Source organism: Herbidospora sakaeratensis, from assembly GCF_001570525.1.
Taxonomy (GTDB): Bacteria; Actinomycetota; Actinomycetes; order Streptosporangiales; family Streptosporangiaceae; genus Herbidospora; species Herbidospora sakaeratensis.
In genome coordinates this window covers 186,351-208,886 of record NZ_BBXC01000017.1, presented here as the reverse complement: position 1 = coordinate 208,886, position 22,536 = coordinate 186,351, and the positions used below count along the sequence as shown (strand labels likewise).

At 67.5% G+C, this 22,536-nt stretch carries 16 protein-coding genes; 6 read left to right on the top strand and 10 right to left on the bottom strand.

Going from position 1 to position 22,536, the window contains the following annotated elements; translation table 11 throughout:
• Positions 1 to 97: 97 nt before the first annotated feature.
• Together AW271_RS28120 and AW271_RS28115 are read right to left on the bottom strand one after the other, a co-directional pair.
• The gene (locus AW271_RS28120; RefSeq protein ID WP_062340599.1) at positions 98 to 1,354 is read right to left on the bottom strand and encodes a cellulose binding domain-containing protein; all 1,257 of its coding nucleotides are present in this window, start codon (positions 1,352 to 1,354) and stop codon (positions 98 to 100) included.
• Positions 1,355 to 1,497: 143 nt separating this feature from the next.
• Complete coding sequence (locus tag AW271_RS28115; protein ID WP_063818137.1) at positions 1,498 to 2,484, bottom strand: PaaX family transcriptional regulator; 987 nt, start codon at positions 2,482 to 2,484, stop codon at positions 1,498 to 1,500.
• A 649-nt stretch (positions 2,485 to 3,133) separates the two neighbouring features.
• Between AW271_RS28115 and AW271_RS28110 the strand changes: the two genes are divergently transcribed.
• On the top strand, positions 3,134 to 3,472 hold the full coding sequence (locus AW271_RS28110) for a PadR family transcriptional regulator (protein ID WP_218008193.1): 339 nt from the start codon (positions 3,134 to 3,136) through the stop codon (positions 3,470 to 3,472).
• Positions 3,469 to 4,425 carry a hypothetical protein gene (locus tag AW271_RS28105; RefSeq protein ID WP_062340598.1) on the top strand — a complete coding sequence of 319 codons (957 nt, stop codon included), beginning with the start codon at positions 3,469 to 3,471 and terminating at the stop codon, positions 4,423 to 4,425. The genes AW271_RS28110 and AW271_RS28105 overlap by 4 nt, the downstream gene beginning before the upstream one ends.
• A gap of 456 nt (positions 4,426 to 4,881) precedes the next feature.
• Here the strand turns inward: AW271_RS28105 and AW271_RS28100 are convergent, their stop codons facing one another.
• The 5 genes from AW271_RS28100 to AW271_RS28080 all read right to left on the bottom strand — a co-directional run bounded on the left by AW271_RS28100 (position 4,882) and on the right by AW271_RS28080 (position 8,940).
• Positions 4,882 to 5,391, bottom strand: a complete 510-nt coding sequence (locus AW271_RS28100) for an Imm21 family immunity protein (RefSeq protein ID WP_063818136.1) — start codon at positions 5,389 to 5,391, stop codon at positions 4,882 to 4,884.
• 30 nt (positions 5,392 to 5,421) lie between these two features.
• Positions 5,422 to 5,688 (bottom strand): hypothetical protein, encoded by a 267-nt coding sequence (locus AW271_RS28095; RefSeq protein WP_062340596.1) that lies wholly within the window; start codon positions 5,686 to 5,688, stop codon positions 5,422 to 5,424.
• 1,018 nt (positions 5,689 to 6,706) lie between these two features.
• Complete coding sequence (locus AW271_RS28090; protein WP_218008192.1) at positions 6,707 to 7,315, bottom strand: MarR family transcriptional regulator; 609 nt, start codon at positions 7,313 to 7,315, stop codon at positions 6,707 to 6,709.
• Between the two features lie 98 nt (positions 7,316 to 7,413).
• Entirely contained in the window at positions 7,414 to 7,950 is a 537-nt protein-coding gene (locus AW271_RS28085; protein ID WP_245653236.1) for a DUF4262 domain-containing protein, read from the bottom strand.
• A 99-nt stretch (positions 7,951 to 8,049) separates the two neighbouring features.
• Positions 8,050 to 8,940: a LysR family transcriptional regulator gene (locus tag AW271_RS28080; protein ID WP_062340594.1), complete on the bottom strand. Its 891-nt coding sequence runs from the start codon at positions 8,938 to 8,940 to the stop codon at positions 8,050 to 8,052.
• A 127-nt stretch (positions 8,941 to 9,067) separates the two neighbouring features.
• Between AW271_RS28080 and AW271_RS28075 the strand changes: the two genes are divergently transcribed.
• On the top strand, positions 9,068 to 9,481 hold the full coding sequence (locus AW271_RS28075; RefSeq protein ID WP_062340653.1) for a VOC family protein: 414 nt from the start codon (positions 9,068 to 9,070) through the stop codon (positions 9,479 to 9,481).
• Between the two features lie 196 nt (positions 9,482 to 9,677).
• On the opposite strand, the gene AW271_RS28065 is transcribed toward AW271_RS28075, so the two are convergent.
• The 3 genes from AW271_RS28065 to AW271_RS28060 form a co-directional block, all read right to left on the bottom strand.
• On the bottom strand, positions 9,678 to 11,750 hold the full coding sequence (locus AW271_RS28065; protein ID WP_062340592.1) for a WD40 repeat domain-containing protein: 2,073 nt from the start codon (positions 11,748 to 11,750) through the stop codon (positions 9,678 to 9,680).
• Positions 11,751 to 11,958: 208 nt separating this feature from the next.
• Positions 11,959 to 12,159 (bottom strand): hypothetical protein, encoded by a 201-nt coding sequence (locus AW271_RS41670; RefSeq protein WP_218008191.1) that lies wholly within the window; start codon positions 12,157 to 12,159, stop codon positions 11,959 to 11,961.
• Positions 12,160 to 12,597: 438 nt separating this feature from the next.
• Positions 12,598 to 12,927 (bottom strand): putative quinol monooxygenase, encoded by a 330-nt coding sequence (locus AW271_RS28060; RefSeq protein WP_062340591.1) that lies wholly within the window; start codon positions 12,925 to 12,927, stop codon positions 12,598 to 12,600.
• A gap of 319 nt (positions 12,928 to 13,246) precedes the next feature.
• Here AW271_RS28060 and AW271_RS28055 point away from each other — a divergent pair, with 319 nt between their 5' ends.
• From AW271_RS28055 to AW271_RS28045, 3 genes are all read left to right on the top strand, one after another.
• A complete protein-coding gene (locus tag AW271_RS28055) occupies positions 13,247 to 14,671 on the top strand; it encodes a recombinase family protein (RefSeq protein ID WP_062340590.1) in 1,425 nt (474 codons plus the stop codon).
• 274 nt (positions 14,672 to 14,945) lie between these two features.
• Positions 14,946 to 15,602 (top strand): integrase core domain-containing protein, encoded by a 657-nt coding sequence (locus tag AW271_RS43285; protein WP_083977331.1) that lies wholly within the window; start codon positions 14,946 to 14,948, stop codon positions 15,600 to 15,602.
• A gap of 149 nt (positions 15,603 to 15,751) precedes the next feature.
• A complete protein-coding gene (locus tag AW271_RS28045; RefSeq protein WP_062340588.1) occupies positions 15,752 to 22,447 on the top strand; it encodes a DNRLRE domain-containing protein in 6,696 nt (2,231 codons plus the stop codon).
• Positions 22,448 to 22,536: the final 89 nt, after the last annotated feature.

The following is a 22,536-nucleotide window of genomic DNA, read 5'->3' as shown; positions in this document are numbered from 1 at the left end:
ACACGGATAGTAGTCATCCAGGTTCATGGAGTCACATACCGGCGCAGGCCGAAGCCCGTGGCCCACCGGCCACGGGCTGGCACACCTTATATATGTGTCAGGTGGCGGTACAGGTGACGGTCGCGCCCGCGCCGGTCCCGGTGCCCTGGAAACCGAGGGTGGCGCTCTGCCCGGCCGACAGCTGCCCGTTGTAGCTCTGGTTGGTGACGGTCACCGCCCCGGTCGTGCCGGAGTTGACGCCGTTCCACATCGTCGAGATCGCCGCTCCGGAGGTCAGGGTCAGGGTCAGCCTCCAGCCGCGGATCGGGGCACTGCCCGCGGTGACGTTGATGCTGGCGACGAAGCCGCCGCCCCACTGGTCCTGCACCGTGTACGTCGCCGAGCACCCCTCGGTCCCAGAGGTGGGCGACGGGCTGGGCGAGGGACTGGGCGACGGGGAAGGCGAAGGGCTGGGGCTCGGTGACGGGCTCGGGCTCGGGCTCGGGCTCGGGCTCGGGCTCGGCGAGCTGCCGTCCAGGACCAGGTTCTTGCGCTGGACCTGCCACCCGCTGCCGCACAACACACAGCTCGTGCCGGCGAAGGTGGCGCCGGCCGTGAGGTCGCCCTTCAGCCGCCACTTCAGCCACAACAGCGCGACCCGGCCGAACTCGCCGCCGTTGGTCTGGCCGTAGGTGCCGCCGTGGCCGACGTTCAGGTTGCCCATGAACGCGGGCAGCGTGCTCGGCAGTTTGCCCCAGTCGTCGATGGCGTTGGGGTAGGCGATGTCGCTGGTGCCGCCGATGAAGTAGCCGATCGGCTTGGTCAGCCGCCGCAGCTGGTAGTCGTCGGCGTCGTTGAGCAGGCCGCTGCTGAAGATGGTGGTCGTGCTGATCCGTGAGTCGTTGGAGACGGCGTAGGCCTCGAGGCCGCCGCAGGAGAAGCCGCCGACCCCGATCTTGCTCGTGTCGAGCTTGTTGTAGAAGGTGCTGCCCTGGCGGCCGTTCTCCGAGATCGCCCAGTCGATCGACTGGGTGAGCATCTGCGACGTCGTCGAGCCGGAGGCGTTCGGGCCGCCGTTGGCGATGACCAGGAAGCCGTGCGAGGCGATCTCGCGGAGGAAGTTGGCCTGCGACAACCCGTTGGCCGAGCAGCCGCCGTTGCCCCACACGTAGATGGGCAGTTTCACCGACGGGATGTTCACGGGCCGGTAGATGGTGTGGTTCTGCAGGCTGCCTGAGGTCTCCCAGTCGGCCGGGTAGGGGCCGGAGCCGCCGACCGCCGCGGCGGCGGGCGTGCCGGTGAGCGCCATCATTCCGGCCAGTAACGGGACGACGGCGGCCGCCAGTCCCGCACTGATGATCGAGCGTTTTCTCATTTCACCCTCCGAAGGTGTCGCGACGGCGCTCCAGGTCGGGTGGCACGCGACGGAGCCCAGCGTGCAGTTACTATCACTGCGGTCATGAAAAGTGTCAAAGACCACACGGGGCGCTGACCTGGCGCGAAGTCCCGGCGCGCAGATCACCCCGCCGACGGCGACCGGCGGGTGATCGTACGGGGATGAAAGTTTCCGCGGGTCGAGACGGAGACGGAGTCCGCCGACGCCAGGAAGTGGGTGATCCACGACGCGGCGTCCGGCCAGAGGGGTGTGGCGATCTCGATGAGCCGCGCCTCGGCGAGCGAGCCGAGCGCCGAGTGGATCTCCAGCAGGAGCTCTCTTGCCTCCTGCCGGGGCCACCGCGCCGGCAGCAGATGTTCGGGCAGATCAGGGTCGGTGTCGGGGAACGTGCGCCACGAGTCCATCACCGAGGTGCGGGCCACCAGCGCACGGGCGGCGTCGACCTCCCCCTCGCGCACGGCCGCCCGCAGGCCGGAGTAGCGCGTGATGAACGCCTCGTACGACGCCGCGAGACCGGCCAGGTCATAGGCGGCGGCCGGGCCGTGCGGCCCCGCCTCGTCGTCGAACCGGGTGTGCATGACCGACCATCGCCCGCCGTCGACGCCGTCGAGGATGTCGTGCAGCACCGTGGTGACCGGGCCCGACTCGGAGCCGGGGCGGATCCACACGCTGTCGTACAGGCGGACGAACCCCAGCGCCCCCAGCGCCTTGCGCACCGCGTGCCGCGGGGCCTGGCCCGACTGCGGCAGGGAGAAGGAGACGGTCACCCAGTCGCCGGTCCAGCGCGGCGGCCGCGCGCCGAAGCCCAGGAAGTGGTCCATCCGGGCACGATGGCGGGCGATGGCCTGCGGCGTGAGGTGGTAGACGGGCGGCCGTCCGGTTCCGCGTACCGCGATCAGCCCACGCTTGGTCAGCCGCGACAACGCGGCCCGCGCGCTCGACTCGCTGATGCCGAACTCCGCGAGCATCGCGACCACCGCCGCCGACGGAAGATCGGCCTCGGAGGAGTCGAGATATTCGCCGAGCAGCGTCGCCAGCAGGTGTTGCGGGTTGGGGCCGGCCTGCGTCCGCGGGGCGCTGACGTCGTCCGCAGGTATGGGGGCATGCACGCCCCCAGCTTGCCGCACGCCACCAGCCACCGAAACATGCACATATCACGTCATTCGCGAAATAGCAGACCGACGATTTCCCGCCGCGCTTTTCCCCTTCCCTTATGGCGAACCTGGAAGGTGGCAATCATTCTCCGACGCAGCGTCGTCCTGACCGCAGCGCTGTGCACAATGGCCGACACGGCCGCGCACGCCGAAAACGCCGCCGCCATCGGGCAGGTCTGCGGCGATCCCGACCTCGGTCCGGCACGCCTGCCCCGGTCGGGCCATCTCGGCTCGCTGCTGCGCGGATACGTGCCCGGGGGCGGCCTGACGCCCCAGCACTTCCTCTCGCGTTACCGGCGAACGACTGTCGATATCCGCCCAACGCGGGCTTCGCCCTTTCCGGCGATTACCCGAATGGCCGGCTGCCGTCCAAGACGACGTTTCTCCAGATCGGCGTTTCGGCGGCGCATTCTTCGCGCCGCTGGGAGACGCTTTCATAAAACGCGCCCTGCCGCCGCGGAACCTCAAAGTCGTTCCGCGTGGACGTCGGCCCGGTCTCCCCGCCTTCCAGCAGCCGGGCGGCGGCACCCGGTACTCAGCACGTACATCCCGGAGGCTCCGCTGGGAGGCCCGATATCTTGACGAACAAGATATGCTGGTTCCCATGAACTCACGGGGCCTGACGGAGCAGGCGTTCCTCGTCCTCACCACGCTGGCCGACGCCTCGCGGCACGGCTACGGGATCGTCCAGGAGGTCGAGCGGCTGTCCGAAGGACGCGTCCAGCTGAAGATCGGCACTCTCTACGGCGTGCTCGACCGGCTGGCCGCCGACGAACTCGTCGCACTCGACCGCGAGGAGGCCCACCAGGGACGGCTGCGGCGCTACTACCGGCTCACCGACCAGGGCGTGCACGCCCTGGAGGCCGAGGCCGCCCGCCTGGCGGCGCACGCCCGCTACGCGACGGAGCGGCTGCGCGCCCGGCACGCGGGCGGCCCGGCGTGACCGCCCTGGAGTCCCGCTACCGGCGGGTGTTGCGCCTGCTCCCGGCCGGCTACCGCGCCGAACGCGAGGAGGAGATGGTCTCGGCCTTCCTCGACGGCGCGGGCCCGGCCGCCGACGACGCGCGGCCACGCTGGTCGGAGATCGCCAGCGTGGCCGCCCTCGCCCTGCGGCTTCGCCTCGACGGCCCCCGGGGCCGGGCCGTCCGGCTGACCGCCCTGATCGGCCTGGCCTTCCAGGCGGCCATGAGCTGCGTCTACCTGGCCCAGACCTTGGGCGTCCACGGTTTCCTGCCCTACCCGCCCGGCGAACTCCCGGTCGGCGAACCGGCGTCGGCCGAACGGCTGTGGCACGTGGCCAGAGACCTCTCGTCCATCGTGTGGATCATCAGCTACGCCGCACTGGTGTGGGGCCGCCCGCGCGTCGCCAAGGCGACGGCGCTCCTCGGCCTTCTCGGGTACGTCCCGACCTCGCCGGAGTCCCTCGCGCCGGTGATCGCGGTGGTCGCCCTGCTGGCCGGCTATCACCGAGACGTCCCCGCGCACCGCTTTCCGAGATGGCTCGCGGCAGTCCCCCTGGCCGCCGGGGCGGTGCTCTTCCTGGTCATCACCCTGCTGACCTGGGCCATGACGACGTCGAACGACTCACCGCAGTGGCCCGGCCCGTGGGCCTGGGTGTGGTCGTGGTTGCCGCCGTCGGGCCTGTTCAGCCTGGCGCTCCTGGCAGCCTGCGCCGGATACGTCGTGACACACCTGGCCGCACCCCGGCGACGCTCCCCCTCGGTGCCGCTGGCGCTGGCGATCCTCACCGTCCCCGTGGCCGTGGCCCGTCTCTCCTACCTGAGCCCCGCCGCCGACCAGGTCACCGAGACCCTGAACGCCGTCACCGTCGTGCAGGCCGTGGTCCTCGTGCTGAGCGGCGCGCTCCTGGCCAGGCTCAGCGCAGCAGCGGAATGACCTCGGCGAACGCCCGTAGGTGATGCCGTACTCCTCGCGATACCGCAGCAGGGTGTCGGCGATCCGCCGCGGCGACCCGACCAGCACGCTCGGCAGCTCGGCCGGCACCCCCGTGGCCGAACTGAGCAGCGACCGGTCGAGGTCGGCCGCCGTCGCGCCGACACCCGCCACGGAGTGGTTCAGCGTGACGTCGCCGATACGCTCACCGGCCGCCTCCCGCACCCGCGCGGCCAGCGCCTCCTCCGGGGAGCCCGGCCCGGACCCCGACACGATGGAGAAGCTGATGACGTCGGCGGTACGCGCCGCCATCGCCATCATGCGACCCGAGCCCGCCAGACGTCGGCCACGTCACGGGCGAGGTAGGCCGGTTGCTGGATCCCGGCGTTGAGGACGTAGGTCCCCAGCCCGATCCCCGGCGCTCACGCTGCTGGGCGCTCTCCCCACGGGCCGGGACCACTAAAAAAGCTGCACGATGACCGTACGAACCGTCTCGGTCTCGATGTATGCGGCCCGGACGGTGTAGCGCCCAGGCGAGAGCTCTACCAAGAGGTGGTCCTCGGTGATGAGGTCGTCGTAACCGAACACGGAGTCGAAGAGGATGACCGGCCCTTCGACGTCCCAGGTCAGTTCTTCGTCCCAGTGAGCCGAGCCGACCGCCTGGATGGCGACATCAAGAATTTCGGCCGGGGATTCTGCGGCGATCCAACGGACGAAAAGGTTGGACGCGGGAAGGAACGTGGTGTCGGCGGGATCGTCACCCAGCACGAGAGCCTTCGCCGGCCCCACATCGATGAGCCCGATGTAACCGTTCACGTCACAGGCCCGGCGATAGTCGCCTTCGTCATCGAAGCGGTTCATCAGCCGTCCACCGTTCCAGTGACGGCATGCCGATTCCGGGATGGCGATGAGAGGCCCGCCGAGGCTCGACACCCATGGCAGGGTGGCGTCGTCGGAGTGCTCACCCATGGTGAGCAACCTACCGAGAGCGTGGTGGCTTCAGCTTCCCGCGGGATTCATGAAACGAGCGAATTCAGCCGTACTCATGGTTCGTATCGGCTCGGTGACGGTGAATCCCGCCTCTGTCGAATCCGGCCGTTGGACATCGGCCGGGAAGGACGCCCCGGAGATCCGTTCCAGCATGGTGACGCAGGCTGTCGGGTGCTGGGCGACGATCATCCGCGCCGGCCTCGGGTTCCGCCCGCCTCTCATCCCGTCGACCGTGACCGAGCCGAAGTCCAGCTCGTGCAGGTAGTCGTCGACCACGCCGGGATTCCAGCCACAGCGCACGAACGGATCGGTCCGGTCGAATTCACACGGGTCGAACCCGCTTCTAACCGGCCGTCGACGGCGTAGGCGACGTAGGCCATCTCTGCGGCTGCCCTGAACCACGGAACCATGTCGCCACCGGACTTGCTCCACGGGAGGCACCCGAGGCCCCACGCCACGCAGACAGCCACGCGGCCGCCGTTCGACAGGGCGCTCAAGACCTCTTGACGTGCGCATTCGTAGCCGAAGTAGGGATGGCTGAGCAAAATGCCGTCACCCCAACGGACGATGGTGGCGGTGCTCTGCGCCATGGCTTCCGGGGCCAGCCGGTAGTCCACCGTCAACGGGACAGCGCCGATCAACGACGCCACGACTTCGACGTCGCTATGGGTGGTGTACGTGATGCAGAGATCCTCGAGATGAAAAAGGCTCGATGTCACGCGTCCCACCCATCTGGATCGTCTCGTTTCGCACATCTGGCCCAAGCCGATCAAGGGCCTTACCGCAGCTCTACGCCTCACCAGAAGTGAGACCGACCGGACTGGCGACACCCCGCAGTGTGCTGGTAGTAGCGGTCCGCGCGGGGCAGGCTTAGCCATACGTTCAAAACGGCTGCATCTGATCCATCACCTTCGCCGCGACTTCAATGATCGTTTCCACTTTCGGGATGTCCCTCCGCACCTCTTCCGTCGCCGTCGCATCCTGTCGAATGGACGCAGGCTCTGGCCCATCGGGGGATCGAGTTGAGCCCTCACCGCCTCATAGACGGCGATATGCCCGCCTCGGCTACTCGCCCGAAGTCCTTGATCTCCAAGATCGCGCACAGCGCCTTGCGGGCGGCGTCGTAGAGCAGTTGGTTGAGCCGACCGGATCAGAATTCATCGCCAGACGTGCCGTCGCCACATGCCTGCGCGCCTGGTCGAGCAGTTCGTCCGCATGCGATCGGCTCGCCGGCACCTTCTCCAGTTCCCCGCGGCCGAGCATGCCGTCGACGCCTGGCGCCCCTGCTCCCACCTCATCGAGACCTCTCCTCTGCGAGCTTCAGTCGTACGAGCGGACGCGACCGCAGGGACTCCAAGAACGGATCGGCATCCGCGGACTCCCAGGAGGAGCGGCTCATCCGGCGGATGTTGACCTCTCGTCCGAGGCGCCGCTCCGCCTCCCGGGCGACGTCGTAGAGGTCGTCCTCGTCCGCCTCACCGACCACAAGCACGTCGAGGTCCCGAGGAACCCCGCCCGGCTCGCCGCTGTAACGCGCCGCCCAGGAACCGTAGACATACGCCTCGTCCACCCCGGGCACGTCGTCGAGCAGTTCGGGGAGAACCGCCACCGGCCCATACGTCAGGGCCAACAGTTCCGTCAAAGGCCGGGCCACCACCACCTCGGCGTCCGCGCCGATCAGCCGGAGATTGCCCAGCCGGCGCTCCTTGACCAGGCCGGCAGCGACCAGCCGGTCGACCTCCCTCGTCACGGCCGAGGGAGTCACCTCGAACCTCCTGGCCAGTTCCACTTGCGGGTACTCCTGCTCCGGGTGCAGGAAGAGCCAGGCCAGCAGTTCTCCCTGAAAGGCCGAACGCAGCAGAGGGAGCAGGACCGAAGGCGGTTGTTTCATAAACTGAAACATAGCTTGCAGTTTACGCAAGTTCCATGCTCGGCATGCCCGTTCACACAAGCCCACAACAGCGAAGGGCGCGGACAGGAACCAGCCCGCGGCGCCTCACCTTAACCGGGGCTCCAGTCCTGCTGGTCGCCGGGCCATAGCCACAACAAGGGCTGTAAGCCGCGATACTGCTCGGCGTGGTCTGGGTGCCAGGGAAACCGGCCATCGGGGTCAGGCCACACGACTTCCAGCACCGGAAATGGTGGACGCCGATAGAACGCGATCGCCCGCCCGAAGAACTCCCGATACCACCTCAGGTCGACCTCTTTGGAGATCACCGGGTGACGCGCGATGAGATCGTGCCGCTCTTGCTCCGCTTCGACAGGCTGCCCCGTAGCGACACCGTCTCCGAGGCGGTTCAGCAGCTCCTGCATGAGATGAACATCCAGACCGAACATGGCCAGCTCGGGCGATCGGTAGGTATGCCACAGGCCGACGGTGTAGGCGAAGCCGGGCCCCAGCTCGTCCTCCGGGATCATCTTCACGCTCCAGCCGCGGCTCCGGACATGCTCGACGGTGTGCCGGTCCATGGCATCCCGCTCATCGCGGTCCCCGTAGTCATGGCAGAGGATGCAACGGCAACCCGGATCAGCAGACACAGGCCGTAGCGTACGGACTCCCGTCAGGCTGCCCCCTCCAGGTGAGGGCTTCGCCGGGGTTGGGTGTGGTGCCGCAGGCGCGTTCTCGCGGGCCGTTGCTCAGCCGTGGGCGGGGCCGAGGTCGTGGACCGTCTGGGCGAGTGCTCGGATCAGGTCGGTTTCGGCCTCGGTCTGCCATATCAGGGCGTACGTCAGATGTGGCATGTCCGGCATGGGGAGCCACTGCAGGTGTGCCATCGCCCAGTATCGGGTGACGTGGGCGGGGAAGCTGTGGACGATCTCGCCGGTGCTGACCAGGTTGATCAACTCGTCGGGGGTGGTGATGGTTTCAACCCGTTCGATGGTCTGGCCACGCGGGGTGTGGAAGGGGAGGTAGCTGTTCTCCCAGTAGTCCGGCATGTGGGGGGCGGCGGCGTGCCGGAAGCCGCCGAGCGCTTCCAGGGGCACGGAGGACCGGCTGGCCAATTCGTGCTCGGCGGAGACGGCGAGGACTCGTGGGTCGACGAACAGGGTCGGGCCCACGGTGAGATCGGGTTCTTCCACGGGTAGCCAGGCGACCAGTACGTCCATGTCGCCGTTGCGGAGCCCGGCGAAGGTGTCGACGAAGGAGGCGCGGCGCAACTGCAGTTCCCATTGCGGGTGCCGGGCGCGGAACGCCCGCCAGTAGGGATGCAGGTCGTGGACGTTGAAGGGCAGCATGCCCACCCGCAGCCGCGCCATGATGCCGCGGGATGCCATCCGGGCGCGTTCGAGGCTTTCGTGTAGGCCCGCGTAGACCGGGAGCAGGTCGTCGCGCAGTTGTCGGCCGACCGGGGTCAGGCGGACCTGACGGCGGTTGGCGCGGTCGAACAACGGGGCCCCGATGCGGCGTTCCTGCTGGCCGATCGCCTGGCTGACGCGCGCCTGCGACACGTGGAGCCGGGTGGCCGTCCGGCCGAAGTGCAGCTCCTCGGCCAGGGTCAGAAAGATCTCGATGTCCCTGAGTTCCATGGTGTTCCTCGTCGCGTCATAAGCGCCAAGTTATCGGATCGCCCGGAATCTCACGTTGATGCAGGCACGCCGCCACTCCACAGTTGAGAACGTCCAAGCCCACCGTTTCTCATTAATGGAGTACGACATGAAGGCACACGTCAGCTCGATTCTTCTTGGCGTCCGGGACATGGCTCGGGCCAAGGAGTTCTACACCGAGGGGCTCGGCTGGAAGATCGAGAACGACTTCGGGGTCTCGGTGTTCTTCGCCTCCGACGGCGCCTCGCCCGTCGGCTTCTACGGCCGTGAGGGCCTGGCCGCCCAGGTGGGCACCGACCAGCAGGGCAGCGGCTTCAGCGGACTCGTCCTGACCTACGTCGTCCGCAGCGAGACGCGGGTCGACGAGATCATGGCCGAGGCCGAGAAAGCCGGCGCGACGATCCTCAAGCCCGCCGGCGCTCTGCCGTGGGGCGGCTACGGCGGCACCTTCGCCGACCCGGACGGCTACATCTGGAGTCTCGGCTACAGCTCCCAGGGCGCCGACCAGCCCTACGCCGAGTAGCCGCGAACGTCGTCACGGAGGCGCGGAAGGAAGATCACCGCGGCCGTGGCCTCGGCGCAGACCTCGCCATGGGCGAGGGCGGGAGCCGCTGTGGCGAGGTGGCCCACATGAAGAGGGCGGCGGTGAACCCGGTGGGACGTGACGTTCGTTACGGCATCGACGGACGCTGCGATGATTATGGGGCGGTCCTTCCGCATTACGCGGCAGGCCCCAGATCCCAGGTCCACAACGCTTCGCGGCCGCCGCCGACAAGCACGGCGCGGCCGTCGAGGTAGCTCATCGAGAGAGAGCCGAGGTAGCGGGAAGGACGCTGAAGCGTCCCGATCTGCCGGCTGGTCGTGAGATCCCAGACCCGCATGCTCCTGTCCTGCGGCGAGTAGGTGACCGCGATCGGGACACCGGCGACCCGTCCGGAGGCGATGCTGTTCACCTGCTTGGAGTGGCCGAGCAACGGACGCTCGACCTGCTCGCCCGTGGCGAGGTCATAGAGTTCCACGGTCCTGCCTGTGGCCACGATCGCGACCGCCGTACAGTCGAACAAGGCGATCTCCACCGGGGCCGAGTGCTCGGTCTTCGCGATGCGGAACGATGCCATCCGTTTTCCCGCGCCGACGTCCCAGAGCCGGGCGCGGGTGGCGCTGAAGGTCACCGCGACCGGCCGGTCGGCGAGGCTGATGAGGCCCAGCTGCCCGGCTGGGCCGTTTCTGACGGGGAGATCGTGCAGCAGCGCTCCCGAAGGAAAGTCCCAGATGCGTACCGCACCCCGAATGGAAGGGTCACCGGCCGCGTCGTCCTCGTCGACCGCTCCGACCACTAGCGCCCGGCGATCGGCTCCGGTCAGCGCGACCCCGTTGACGAAGCCGTCAGAGCCGACGAGGGGTCCGCCGATCGGCATTCGACTGGCAAGATCGAATATCCGGATCGAGAAGTCTCCGAAACCGATCCCCGCGACCAGAACCGCTCGTCCGCCGTGGTCGCCGGTCGCGAACGAGGTGATGCCCCCGGGCAGCCTGACCGGCGCGTCCAGCGGCCTGCCACTGCCGAGATCCCACACCTTGGGGAATCTGTCGTCACCGTTCCCCTGGGCCACCACGATCGGTCTGCCGTGCAACTCGCCGTTCACGCTGTGAATGTCACCGTTGGGCCCCCCGGTGGCGGGAGGAGCGGATTCCCGGCCGGTGGCGAGATCGTAGGCACGGACGGCGTTGTCGCGCCCGCCGGTCACGATCAGGGGACGGTCGCCGAGATCACCGACCGCCAGCGACGTGACGTGCCCCGGAATCTCGAAGGACGACACCCTCTCACCGGTGGCCGGATCGATGACCGCGATCGAGCTTCGGAGCCTCGATCCGTAAGAATCGGTGGCGATGCCCCCGACGGTTTCGACCGAGACGAACACGGTCCGGCCGTTCAGCACGGCGAGCGACGAAGGGCCGAACCTCCCCTCCGGCGAGTGGTAGGTCGCCTCACGCGTGACCAGATCCCAGCGGATCACCCCGAGATCGGCCGTGGGGATCAGGGCCACCGGACGGCCGCCGATCGTGGTCGTCCTGATCGTGTTGATGTTCTGGATGAACTCGTCCTGAAGAGTGAGCGGTTTCCCGACGGGTCTTCCGGACACCGGATCCCAGGCGATCACGGCGTCGGCCTCTCCGGTCAGCACGAGCGGGACGCCGTGGACGCGGGTCAGCGCGACGGCGCTGAAGACCCCGGTGCCGATGGGCGGACCGATCCGGTGCCCGGTCGCCAGATCGAACACGTGGGCGCCGTCGCTGCCCGCCGCGGCGGCGATCGGCCTGCCGTCGAGCTCGCCGAACGCGACGGCATGAACCCGCCCGGCGGGGAGCGGTCCGCCGACGGGCAGCCGAGTGCTCGCGTCCCACCTCTGGAGCGCCCCGTGGCTCCGGCCGATGATGACGGATCTGCCGTCGACAGTGCCGTACGCCACCGGCCCGTCGCCGGGGATCGGATCGCCGATCGGTTTCAGCGTGGCCCTGTCCCAGATCCGGATGGTGTGCTCGACACCAGCGCTGATCGCGACGGGCCGGCCGTCCAGCTCACCCACGGCCACCGAGGTCACGTCGGAGTGACCGCCCATGTCCATCGCGACGGGCGCCCCGAACGAGGCGGGAACGCCACCGGGTGACGTCTCCTGGCAGGTGGTGGCCGCCCGGGGCCATGTCACGACGGTCGACCCGGCCGAGGCCAGCGGCACGAACCCGGCCAGAATCAGCGCGGCGAGGATGGGGGGCAGCCGTCGAAGTAACATCCGAACCCCTGTCGCCGAATCGCTCCCGAGCATAAACCGCATCCCCCGCCGGCAGTGTCGCCCCGACGTGATCCGCCGGAAGGACACCCGGGCCACGATTTTCCGCATCGTCCATGCGAACTTCGGTATCGAATCTCGCGGCACTGCCGCGCTTACTTCTCCGAGTCCGTCAGGCTCGTATGTGCAGTCGATCCACTCGGGGGGTCACCTAGCTTGGCGCTGCCGTAATAACGGTGTGGGCTTTGCCCTTCCAGGGCGGCAGACCATGAGATTTTCTTCGCCAACACAGGCGACCGATGTGCGGCACGCCGTAGAGCACCGCCACGCGGCCGAACTCGCCGCCGTGTCCGACCTTCAGATTGCCCATGAACGCGGGCAGCCCCGACGGCAGTCTGCCCCAGTCGTCCATGGCGTTCGGGTAGGCGAGTCACTGGACCCGCCGATGAAGTAGGCGATCGGCTTCGTCAGCCGCTGAGCTGGTCGTCGTGGTGATACGCGCGTCGTAGGAGACGGCATAGGCCTCCAGTCCTCCGCAGGAGAAGTGCCGCGCGGCCTGGCCCGACTGCCGAATCGAGAAGGAAACGGTCACCCAGTCGCCGGTCCACCGCGGCGGCCGGGGAGCGATGCCTGGCGATCGCCTGCGGTGTCAGGTGATAGACGGGCGGCCGTCCAGATCCCCGCATGGCGATCAGACCAGGCCGGTCAACCGCGACAACACGGCCCGCGCGCTGGACTCGCTGATACCGAACTCACCGAGCAGTGCAGGTGCCGCGGATTCGGCCCGGCCTGCGCCCGGGGGCTCTGACATCGTCCGCGGGCACGTCGACATTCACGCCCCAAGCTTGCCTCACGACTCAGGCACGGCCATCTCGCCGAGAAGTGACCAGTCGTCCTGCGGAAGCGTCGCGTTGACGATCCGGGGGGTCTCGGCGAGATGGCGGGGCAACGTCTGCTGCGCCTTCCTGAAGTGATCGGACTGGACGTGCGCACCTCCCGCATCGCCATCCCGAAATGCCTCGACGAGGACGTACTCCGTCGGGTCCTCGACACTGCGCGACCAGTCGAACCACAAGCAGCCAGGCTCACCGCGAGTGGCCTCGGTGAATTCGCGTGTGATCTCCGGCCACTGGTCGGCATACTCGGGCAGCACGTGGAACTTCGCCGTAATGAAGATCATGGAATGTCTCGCAAGTCAGTGAGATGGCAGGGTACGACCGGCATGACCGGCGCGTGATCCGTCGAGTCTAACCAGACGGCCTCCGCCCGACAGGGACCGCGACCCCCACCCGCCGACGTCGAGGGGTGAGCACCACAGCTCGACTGGAGCTCTCGGAGAAATTCGTCGCCGAACACACGTCTGGCCCGAGATCAGCTCCCCGCAGGGACCCGACCCAGGGCCAGTGGTTCAGGCCGAAGCCGCAGCTCTACGCCTCACCAGAAGTAAGACCAACAGGACAGGCGACACCCGTTCCTACGAGCGTGTATCTATGTGACCCATGACGAGACGTGCAGCGATCTACTGCCGGATCAGCCAGGATCGAGCGGGCGCAGGTCTGGGAGTCGCCCGCCAAGAGGCCGATTGCCGCGCTCTGGTCGAGCGCAAGGGCTGGCACATCGTCGGCGTCTACCCGGACAACGACGTGAGCGCCTACTCCGGCAGCCCGCGCCCTGCGTGGCGACGCCTCATGGACGACATTGACGCCGGTGCGGTCGACGCGATCGTGTGCTGGCACGTCGACAGACTGACACGCTCCCCTCGCGAGCTGGAAGACGTCATCGACCTGGCCGACAAACGCGGTATCGAACTCGCCACCGTCACCGGGGAAATCGACCTCGGCACACCGACCGGGCGCCTCATCGCCCGCATGCTCGGAGCAGCGGCCCGCCACGAAGCAGAGCACAAAGCAGAACGTCAAAAGCGGCAGCGACGACAGAACGCCGAAGCGGGCAAGGTCTCCGGAGGAGGATTGCGCCCGTACGGCTACGCCGACGATCGCATAACCGTCATTGAGGAAGAAGCGGCGATCATCCGGGAAGCAGCTCGGAGAGCCCTGGCCGGCGAATCGCTGTCGAGCATCTGCCGTGACTTCGAGCAGCGTGATGTACGTACACCCGCCGACAGGCACTGGATCCCCACCACGCTGCGGCGGTTACTTGCTTCAGCGCGGATCAGTGGCCGACGCGAGCACACTCCGCGCAGCACTTCTGAGACCACCCGGCCGCTTCTCGGCGAAATCGTCGCCGAGGCCGTATGGCCCGCCATCATCACCGCAGTGGATTCCGACCGGCTCCGCGCCTTGCTCAACGACCCGGCCCGCGACTACCGCCGCCAGTCCGCCACAGGACGCACCTATTTACTGTCCGGCATCCTTCGCTGCGGCCGATGTGGGCACCGCATGAACGGACGTCCTCGCACGGGAGTCCCCCGCTACGTCTGCCCAAATGTCCCCGGCAGCGGCTCCTGCGGCGGCATCGCCACCAACACCGCCCGAACCGACGACCATGTCCGCGACATGCTGCTGACCGCGCTCGACTCCCCAACCCTGGCCCAGCGCATCCGCAGCCAGACCGGGGACGACCACAACCTCGCCGAACTTGTCCGCGCCGACGAAGAGCAGCTTGAAGAACTCGCCGAAGCATGGGCCACCCGCGAAATCAGTCGCAAAGAATGGATGGCCGCCCGCGCCCCGATCGACCTTCGCCTGGAGAAGAACCGCGCCGAGCTCGCTGGCCTCTCCCGCCACTCACCACTGATCACCTTCATCGGCACCGCCGAACAGATGCTCAACCGGTGGAAAGCGATGAACGTCTCCCAGCAACGCGCGATCGTCGCCGCCACCGTACGCACGATCTCAGTCGCCCCCGCCAACCCACGCAAGAGGTGGGACCCCGACCGCTTCACCTTCGACTGGATCGCCTAAGCGGCCACCAGGCGGCGCCCCGACTCCCCATCACCAACCAGCCGGAACACCGCCGCCACCCGCTCCAACACCGCAAGATCCTCAATAACCGGCGGCAACCCCTGAGCCGCCCGAGAAGCAGCCACCCTGGCCCGCAGTTCCTCAGTCACTTCCGCCACCGAGCAGGAACCTCTGCCCAGCCTCGCTGGCAACGCCTACGTACTTGCTCCCTTCGTCGCATGCTTGCCTCCCTTCTCGTACTCCTCTCTGTATGGCTCCACATAGAGGATGAGAGTTGGGCAACAAGCAGCACGACCACACGCCGGGACGACATCAGGACGTCTCAGACCAGCAGACGTCCCATGTAGCTACACGCTGCGCTCAGCATGATCAGAAAGAAAAATATCTGTACGTCTTCAAGGCCGGCCCGCCTGCGGCGGTCCGGCGCGCGTCGGCGGTCGCGGGCCGCGCTGCGGCTCTTCGGCCGGTCGCGGCCCGCACCGCCCATGCGCCGAATCCCCTGGCAGTCGTCAAATACGGCATTCGTAGCCTTATCTGTCCCAGCGAGGCTCCCGCGCGGTGTCAAGCGGCCACTTGCACTGGCTCTGATTGCCCAGCAGATCTGTTCGAAGCCAAGATCGACGCTTCGATCGGCACTGTCGGCGACGCCCTGGACAACGCGTTGATGGAATCGCAGATCGGCCTGTTCAAGACCGAACTGATCAAACCCCGCAAGCCCTGGAAAGGCCTGGCCGACGTCGAACTGGCCACCGCCGAGTGGGTCGACCGGTTCAACCACCAGCGCATCCATCAGTCCACGGCGCTACATCACGTCCACCGACGAGAAATCGGACACCACGGACCAAGTCACCACAAGAATGATCTTTACAAGTATCCAAAACCATGTGATGATCACTCCGTTTTGCCACATATGTTCGAAAGGTTGGAGTGAAAACATCACGATCAGCGTTGGGCTTCATCGCCCGGACGCGCCGCCGGGCGGCCCTGATCACCGTTCTGACGCTATCCCTCTCGCTGATGAGCGCGCCCGCGAAAGCCGAGGGCGCCACTGCCCCTCCACCACCATCCGCACCCGATCCCATGACTCCGCAGAAGGCCCTCGACACCCCGGTCGGGCTCGCCCTGGCTCAGGCCAAGATGGACAACCGGCGCGTCGAGATCGAGTCGATGCGCTCCGAGAGCGCCACCTACTACGCCAATCCGGACGGCAGAACCGTCCGGATGGAGGTGCACACCGAACCCGTCCGTGTCAGGACCGCCGACGGTAAGGGCTTCACGCCCATCGACACCACTCTGGTGGCGGCGAACGGTGCCATCAGGCCGAAAGCCGCGACCGGAGATCTCACGCTGTCCAGTGGCCAGGACCGAACCTTGATCAAGGCGCGGGCGGCCGGCGCCGACGTGCAGATCTCCACGCCGTCGACACTGCCCGCTCCGAAGTTGAAGGGCAACACCGCGACCTATCCGGACGCCTACGGGCAGGGCCGGGACCTGCTGGTGGCCGCGACCCCGACCGGATTCCAGCAGGAGATCGTCATCCGGCAACGGCCCACCGCCCCCGTCTCCTTCCGCGTTCCGCTCGACCTGCCCGAAGGCCTGTCACTCACCGAGGACACCGCGGGACGGCCGGCGATCGTGGGCAAGGACAACCGGACGGTCACCACGGTGCGGCCCACGCTGATGCGGGACGCCAGGGCGGCCGATTCCCAGGGCGCGCTCGACTCGGGCAAGGTCGGCCGCGCGAGCGTGACTCTCGACGACGACGGCACCACCCTGGTCTTCACCCCGGACCTCACGTTCCTGTCCGACCCGCTGGTCACTTACCCGGTGACGCTGACCGCCGCCGCAGACGACTGGTATGAAGGGCACACTGGCGACTGGGTCAACGGCGGCATGGACACTTGGATCAACGACGTTGACTACCAGGACAGCTGGGACACCTTCACCCAGGACCAGATCGTGGTCGGCAAGTCCTACTCAAGCAACATCGCGAAGCGCTGGCGTGGCTACCTCAAGTTCCCCGACATTCCCGATAGCTTCGCCGGCAGCACGGTCGAGAACGCCGACCTGAACCTGTGGAACTACCAGTCCAACGCCTGCGGGACCTCTGTCGGGTCCGGGATCACCGCGAGTCGCATCACCTCCGACTGGGAGGAGACGACACTCCACTGGAACACCCAGCCATCGGTCACCAACGCGGGCGCCGACACCGAATTCGGCGCCTACGGCGACGACTGCACCGGCTCGATGGCCTACGCCTGGGACCTGACGCATTCACTCAACCAGATCGTCCAAGCGTGGGTGGATGGTGCAACCAACTACGGCATCCGGCTGACCGCCGGGAACGAGTCGGACCTGCGGAACTGGCGCCGCTACCGCTCCGACGAGGCGGGTGGGTGCCGGACCACGCCGCTGGAGTCCTGCAAGGGGCAGCTCCACCCGCCCATCCTGACGGTCGACTTCGAACTCCCCGTCCAACCGGTCATCAAGGACTTCTTCTTCACCTCACCCGATCCGATCACGAGCTTCCCCTCGTACGAGGACGCCATCGCCCGATCGATCTACGAACCCGGGGAGAATGAGCAGATAACCATCGGCGACGAACTCGGTGGCCAGATCTCAGGGCAACGTCAGGGAGACGCCTACGAGGTTGAGACGGATCAGCTCGACATCGGCACGGAGGGATACGAGGGCGGAGGCGAGGACACCCGGGCACCACAGGTGGTCTCGACCGAACCCGCGGACGGTGCCGTCGAGGTGCCGCTCGACATGACACTGAAGGTCGCCTTCCACGAGCCGGTCGCCGGCGCCGAGGTGATCCTCGAAGACGCCGACGGCACCGAGGTCGAGGGCACCCTCGGGTACGACGGCACCGAGACCGAGGTGACCTTCACCCCTGCGCAGGCACTGCGACCGGGGACGACCTACAAGGCCGTCGTCACCGGGGCGACGGACCTGTGGGACAACATGATGTCTCCCCGGACCTGGTCCTTTACGACGGTCGCGCAGGCCGCAGGCCAGTGGACGTTCGATGACGGAGAGGGCGCGACGGCGGCCGACACGTCCGGGAACGATCATCATGCGAGCCTGAACGACACGGCGGCGTGGATCGCCGGGAAGAGCGGGACCGCCGTCTCCAACACGCCGTCGCAGGCACGGGTCGCCGCTTCGCGGACGGCGTCCGGGCAGGGGAAGGCCGTGGAGGTGGCCGCTGAGACGACACCGACCAGCATCACCTACGCGCAACCTGACGGGAAGACGTACACGACCGAGGTCACGGCCGGGCCGGTCCGGGCCAGGCAGGGCGACGTGTGGGTGCCGATCGACCCGACGCTGGTCGAGCGGAACGGGGCGCTGGCGCCCAAGGCGGTCGACTCGGGCTTCGCTCTGACGGTCGCCAACGGCGGGACGGGCGCTTTCGTGTCCATGACCACCGCCGACGGGCAGTCCTATTCGCTGCGCTGGCCGACGCCGCTTCCCCGTCCGACGGTAGAGAAGAACGTCGCCACCTACCCGGACGCGGCCGGCAAGGGCGCGGACCTCGTGGTGACCGTGCTGCCGACCGGTTTCCGCCACGACGTGGTGCTGCGAGAACGACCGGAGAAACCGCTGGAGTTACGCATCGGGGTGGACACCGGCGGGTTGACGTTGTCGGAGGACAAGGGCGGCCGGTTGCTGCTGACCAGCCGTACTGGAAAGAAAAAGACGGTGGCGTCGGCGCCGCAGCCAGTGATGTGGGAGGCCAAGAACAAGGCCATCGCCGAGCGGGCCGACAGCGTGAAGATCGCTACCGAGGTCGTCACGAAGGACGGGCGGACCGAACTCGTGCTCAAGCCGGACCACGCGTTCCTGTCCGATCCGGAGACGAGGTATCCGGTGAGAGTGGATCCGACCACCACGCTGACGCTCACCAATGACGTCGACGTGTGGTCGGAGGACAACCTCTTTGTTCCCGCCGACCCCTCGGCCCCCTATCTGATGGCGGGCCGGTTCGACGGGCAACTCGGCCGGGTGCACCTGCGGTTCACCACGACCGGCCTGGCCGGGGCGAATGTCACCAACGCGAAACTGGCGCTGACCAACTTCGACTCCAGCGGCTGCGGGACCACGGTTGGCGCCGGAATTCAGGTCCGCCGCCTGACCAGCACCTGGAGCCAGAACAACCTGCTGTGGGGCAACAAGCCCGCCACGACGACTGAGGACGCCCAGACCTCGTTCACCGGGAAGGGCGAGGGGTGCTCGGCAGGCACGGGGCCAATGGAATGGACGGTCACCGGCATCGCCCAGGACTGGGCGGCCGGAGCGGCCAACCACGGCCTGGTGCTGATGCACCCCAACGAGTCGAGCACGACGGAGAACTACCGGGTCTTCTCGCCCACTGAGGACTGGTTCGGCTACGGCCCGGCCCCGACGCTGACCGTCACCACGGTCACCTCGGCGCCGGTCGTCAGCGCGCTGACCGCCACCCCGGCACAGGTGGTGAACGGCGTCACGACGCTCACCTCCCTCACTCCGAGCCTGTCCGGCACCGTCACCGACGTCGCCAGTGCGAACCTGACCGGTCAGTTCGAGGTCGAGCACGACCCGGCCGTGACCGGGCAGGGCACCGGCCAGATCTGGACGGGCTCCTCGGGCACGGTCACCTCCGGCGGGCAGGCCACCGTGGCCATCCCGGCCGGGAATCTGGTCGACGGGTGGAGGGTCCGCTGGCGGGCCCGTGCGGCCAACGTCGTGGCGGGCACCACCTCGGCTTGGTCGGCTTGGCTGGCGGCCACAGTCGACGTGCCGAACCCGACGGTCGGGGCCTTCCAGGTGACCCCGTCACAGCTGGTGAATGGTGTTACCACGACCACGAGCGTGACCCCTGCCCTGCACACCACAGTCACCGACCCGGCCGCCCAGCAGGTGCGGGTTGACTTCGTGGTCGAGCACGACCCGGCCGCCACCGGGCAGGGGGCCGGCCAGATCTGGGCCGGGAACGTGGGCGGCGTCGCCTCCGGCACCCAGGCGAGCCTGACGGTTCCGGCCGGGACGCTGACCGACGGCTGGCGGGTCCGCTGGCGGGTCAGGGCCGTCAACACCGCCACGACGGTCGCCTCGCCGTGGTCGGACTGGCAGTCCCTGGCCGTCGACGAGCCCGACCCGGTCTCAGAACCGGCCGTGACCGCTCTGCAGATCACCCCGTCGGAGCAGGTAGGTGATGGGATCGTCACGTCCAGCCGCGCCCCTTCCCTCCTGGTTCAGGTGAACGACCCGGCCGGTAAGCCACTGCGGGCCGAAGCCGAGATCGAGCACGACGCGGTCCAGGTCTGGACCGGCGGCGTGGACGACGCACCGGCCGGCACGCAGGCTGTCATCGCCGTTCCCGCCGGGACGCTGACCGACGGGTGGCAGGTGCGCTGGCGGGCCCGCGCGGTCTCGGCCACCGCGCAGTCGGCTTGGTCGGACTGGCAGTCCTTCACCGTCGTGGTGCCCAAGCCCACCGCCACCGCCCTGACGATCACCCCGTCGAAGGTGGTGGACGGCGCCACGGTGCTCACCATGCTGACGCCCACCCTCAGGGCCGTCGTCACCCACCCGACCGGCCAGCCCCTGCGGGCCGAAGCCGAGATCGAGCACGACGGCGCCCAGATCTGGACCGGCGGCGTCGACGGCGTCGCCTCGGGCGCCCAGGCCGCAATACCGGTACCCGGCGGCGAACTCACCGACGGATGGACGGTCCGATGGCGGTTGCGGGCGGTCACCGACCAGGCACCCTCGCCGTGGTCGGACTGGCAGCAGGCCACCCTTGACGTCACGCAGCCCGGTGAGGAGCCCCTGGCCCAGACGGCCGATCCGGTGATCCAGACCGACCAGAGCTTCACCGCGGCCGCGTGGCTGCGCTGGAGCGACAAGGACGGTGACTACAGCGTGGCCGAGCAACGAGGCACCCACCAGGCGCCCTTCCGGCTCGGCAACGAGGCTCATCACGGACTGGTGTTCACCTTCACGAGTGGCGACGTCGCCGACGCGGCGGTCGAAGGCGTGTTGTCCGACGTCGAGGCACCGGTCGACGAGTGGTTCCACCTGGCCGGGGTGTACGACGCGGAGGCAGGGGCCGCTTCGTTGTACCTCAACGGGAACCTGGTAAAGACCTCACCCGTGACCTTCACACCATGGCACGCGGACACCGCCATGACGCTGGGCACCAGGATGCGGGGCGACCTCGATGAGGTCGAGATCTACCAGCGGCCCCTGGCGTCCGCTGAGGTCGCCGCTCTTCTGCCGGCTCCGGCCGCCCAGGACCCACCGATCACACCGGACACGCGGAGAGCGGCCGCCGCCGCGCCCTACATCCCCGCCTTCAAATACCGGCATCCATCGCTAGAGGACTGCCTCGCCACCGCGAGCTCCGGCAGATTCGTCGACTCCTACTCCCGTATGCAGGACCGCCCCTACAACGCCTGCTGGACCGCGTGGATCGGGTACACGGGATGGGAGGAGAAGGACGACGGCGACGGGAAGGATCATAAGCCGGCATCGTGGTCGAAACTGGTTCCCAAGCAGTTGAAGATCCCGCTGGCCCTGGTGAATCTGTTGCACCCCGGCGACGTCTTCTCCTTCCGGGCGACCTGGGTGGCGCACTCGTATCTGGCGAACAACACGGGCCGGGAGATCTACAACGGCGGCGACTCCACCGACGGCATGAAACCGCAGGACATGAAGTTCTGGCTCAAACTATCTGATTTCGGGATTTACAATACCGGCATTCGCCGTTCCGAATTGGATGACGAGCTCGATGACGTGCTGATCCGCATCGGCCTGGAGACGTCGTCGGAATGCGCCATCACGAGCGGGGCACCAAGTCAGCTCAAAACAATCGAAAGCTGGCGCAGCGGATATTCCCCATTCACCATCTCGACGTCGCAGCCCACGGCTCCCAAGGACCGGGCAACCTGCTCCATCATGCCCGCGATCACGGCATACGAAGGCAAGCAGGGCAAGCTGCGCCTGTGGGACCAGGAGATCCTCGGGTCGAAGGGTGAGCGACTCGGGGTGGTCCGCTGGGGACACGGCGTTCCGCCGAACAACCTCAACGCCCCCAGTTTCCGCTGCGACTGGAGGCAGGCCGGGTTATTCGGCGAGCAGCACAAGGGCGGTTGCGTCAACATCAGGGCCGACCGCGTCTTCACCATGTCGAAAAGCAAGAACAAGAACTTCCTGCCGGTGATCAATCACATCGAGACCGCCCTGAACCAGAACGAGAACGCTGGCACCTTCCCACCCTTCCGCCCGGGAGACACGACCGATGATCGGGATGACGTCAAGTACCCGCCGATCAGGGGGCCCCTCGGGAACGAGCGGAAGAAGATCATCTCCGGAAACTACGCCAAGCCGTCGAACACCCCCGAGGGCTATGCCCTCTGGAGAGGGTCGGACGGAAACGAGAAAACCAATCGCAAAATCTTCTCGTCACACAGCGTCTATGTGCCCCAGGAGGACTTTAGCATCGTCGGGACGACGGGAAACTACTGTAAGTACTACTTCAAACATCTCTACGACGACAATGCCGACGGCGCCTTTCAGTGTGACGAGTATCCCTTCGCGTCGACGGAGCAAGGGGCCGCGAAGGACAGAATCCATTACTCCGTCCGGGCCGTCCACACCAGTTACAACCAGAACCACGGGGACGCGCTCCAGGCCTTCTATGGCCAATATCGAGTTATCCCGTACGACCCGGAGAGAACTCCAACCAAGGTAAGCGACAATCCATTCTGGGTGAAGATCGTAGACTAGCGTCACTCGTCTGAGCGGGGTTGCCGGGTCACCGCCCGGCAACCCCTTCACGACCCGACACAAGTTCACAACCCGACACAAGGCGGCAT

Bases quoted from the DNA above. Each gene is read 5' to 3' on its own strand.
- AW271_RS28065 (WP_062340592.1), bottom strand. From the start codon at position 11,750: ATGTTACTTCGACGGCTGCCCCCCATCCTCGCCGCGCTGATTCTGGCC.
- AW271_RS28110 (WP_218008193.1), top strand. From the start codon at position 3,134: ATGAACTCACGGGGCCTGACGGAGCAGGCGTTCCTCGTCCTCACCACG.
- AW271_RS41670 (WP_218008191.1), bottom strand. From the start codon at position 12,159: ATGGACGACTGGGGCAGACTGCCGTCGGGGCTGCCCGCGTTCATGGGC.
- AW271_RS28080 (WP_062340594.1), bottom strand. From the start codon at position 8,940: ATGGAACTCAGGGACATCGAGATCTTTCTGACCCTGGCCGAGGAGCTG.
- AW271_RS28060 (WP_062340591.1), bottom strand. From the start codon at position 12,927: ATGATCTTCATTACGGCGAAGTTCCACGTGCTGCCCGAGTATGCCGAC.
- AW271_RS28055 (WP_062340590.1), top strand. From the start codon at position 13,247: ATGACGAGACGTGCAGCGATCTACTGCCGGATCAGCCAGGATCGAGCG.
- AW271_RS28100 (WP_063818136.1), bottom strand. From the start codon at position 5,391: ATGGGTGAGCACTCCGACGACGCCACCCTGCCATGGGTGTCGAGCCTC.
- AW271_RS28120 (WP_062340599.1), bottom strand. From the start codon at position 1,354: ATGAGAAAACGCTCGATCATCAGTGCGGGACTGGCGGCCGCCGTCGTC.
- AW271_RS28045 (WP_062340588.1), top strand. From the start codon at position 15,752: ATGACTCCGCAGAAGGCCCTCGACACCCCGGTCGGGCTCGCCCTGGCT.
- AW271_RS28090 (WP_218008192.1), bottom strand. From the start codon at position 7,315: ATGTTTCAGTTTATGAAACAACCGCCTTCGGTCCTGCTCCCTCTGCTG.
- AW271_RS28075 (WP_062340653.1), top strand. From the start codon at position 9,068: ATGAAGGCACACGTCAGCTCGATTCTTCTTGGCGTCCGGGACATGGCT.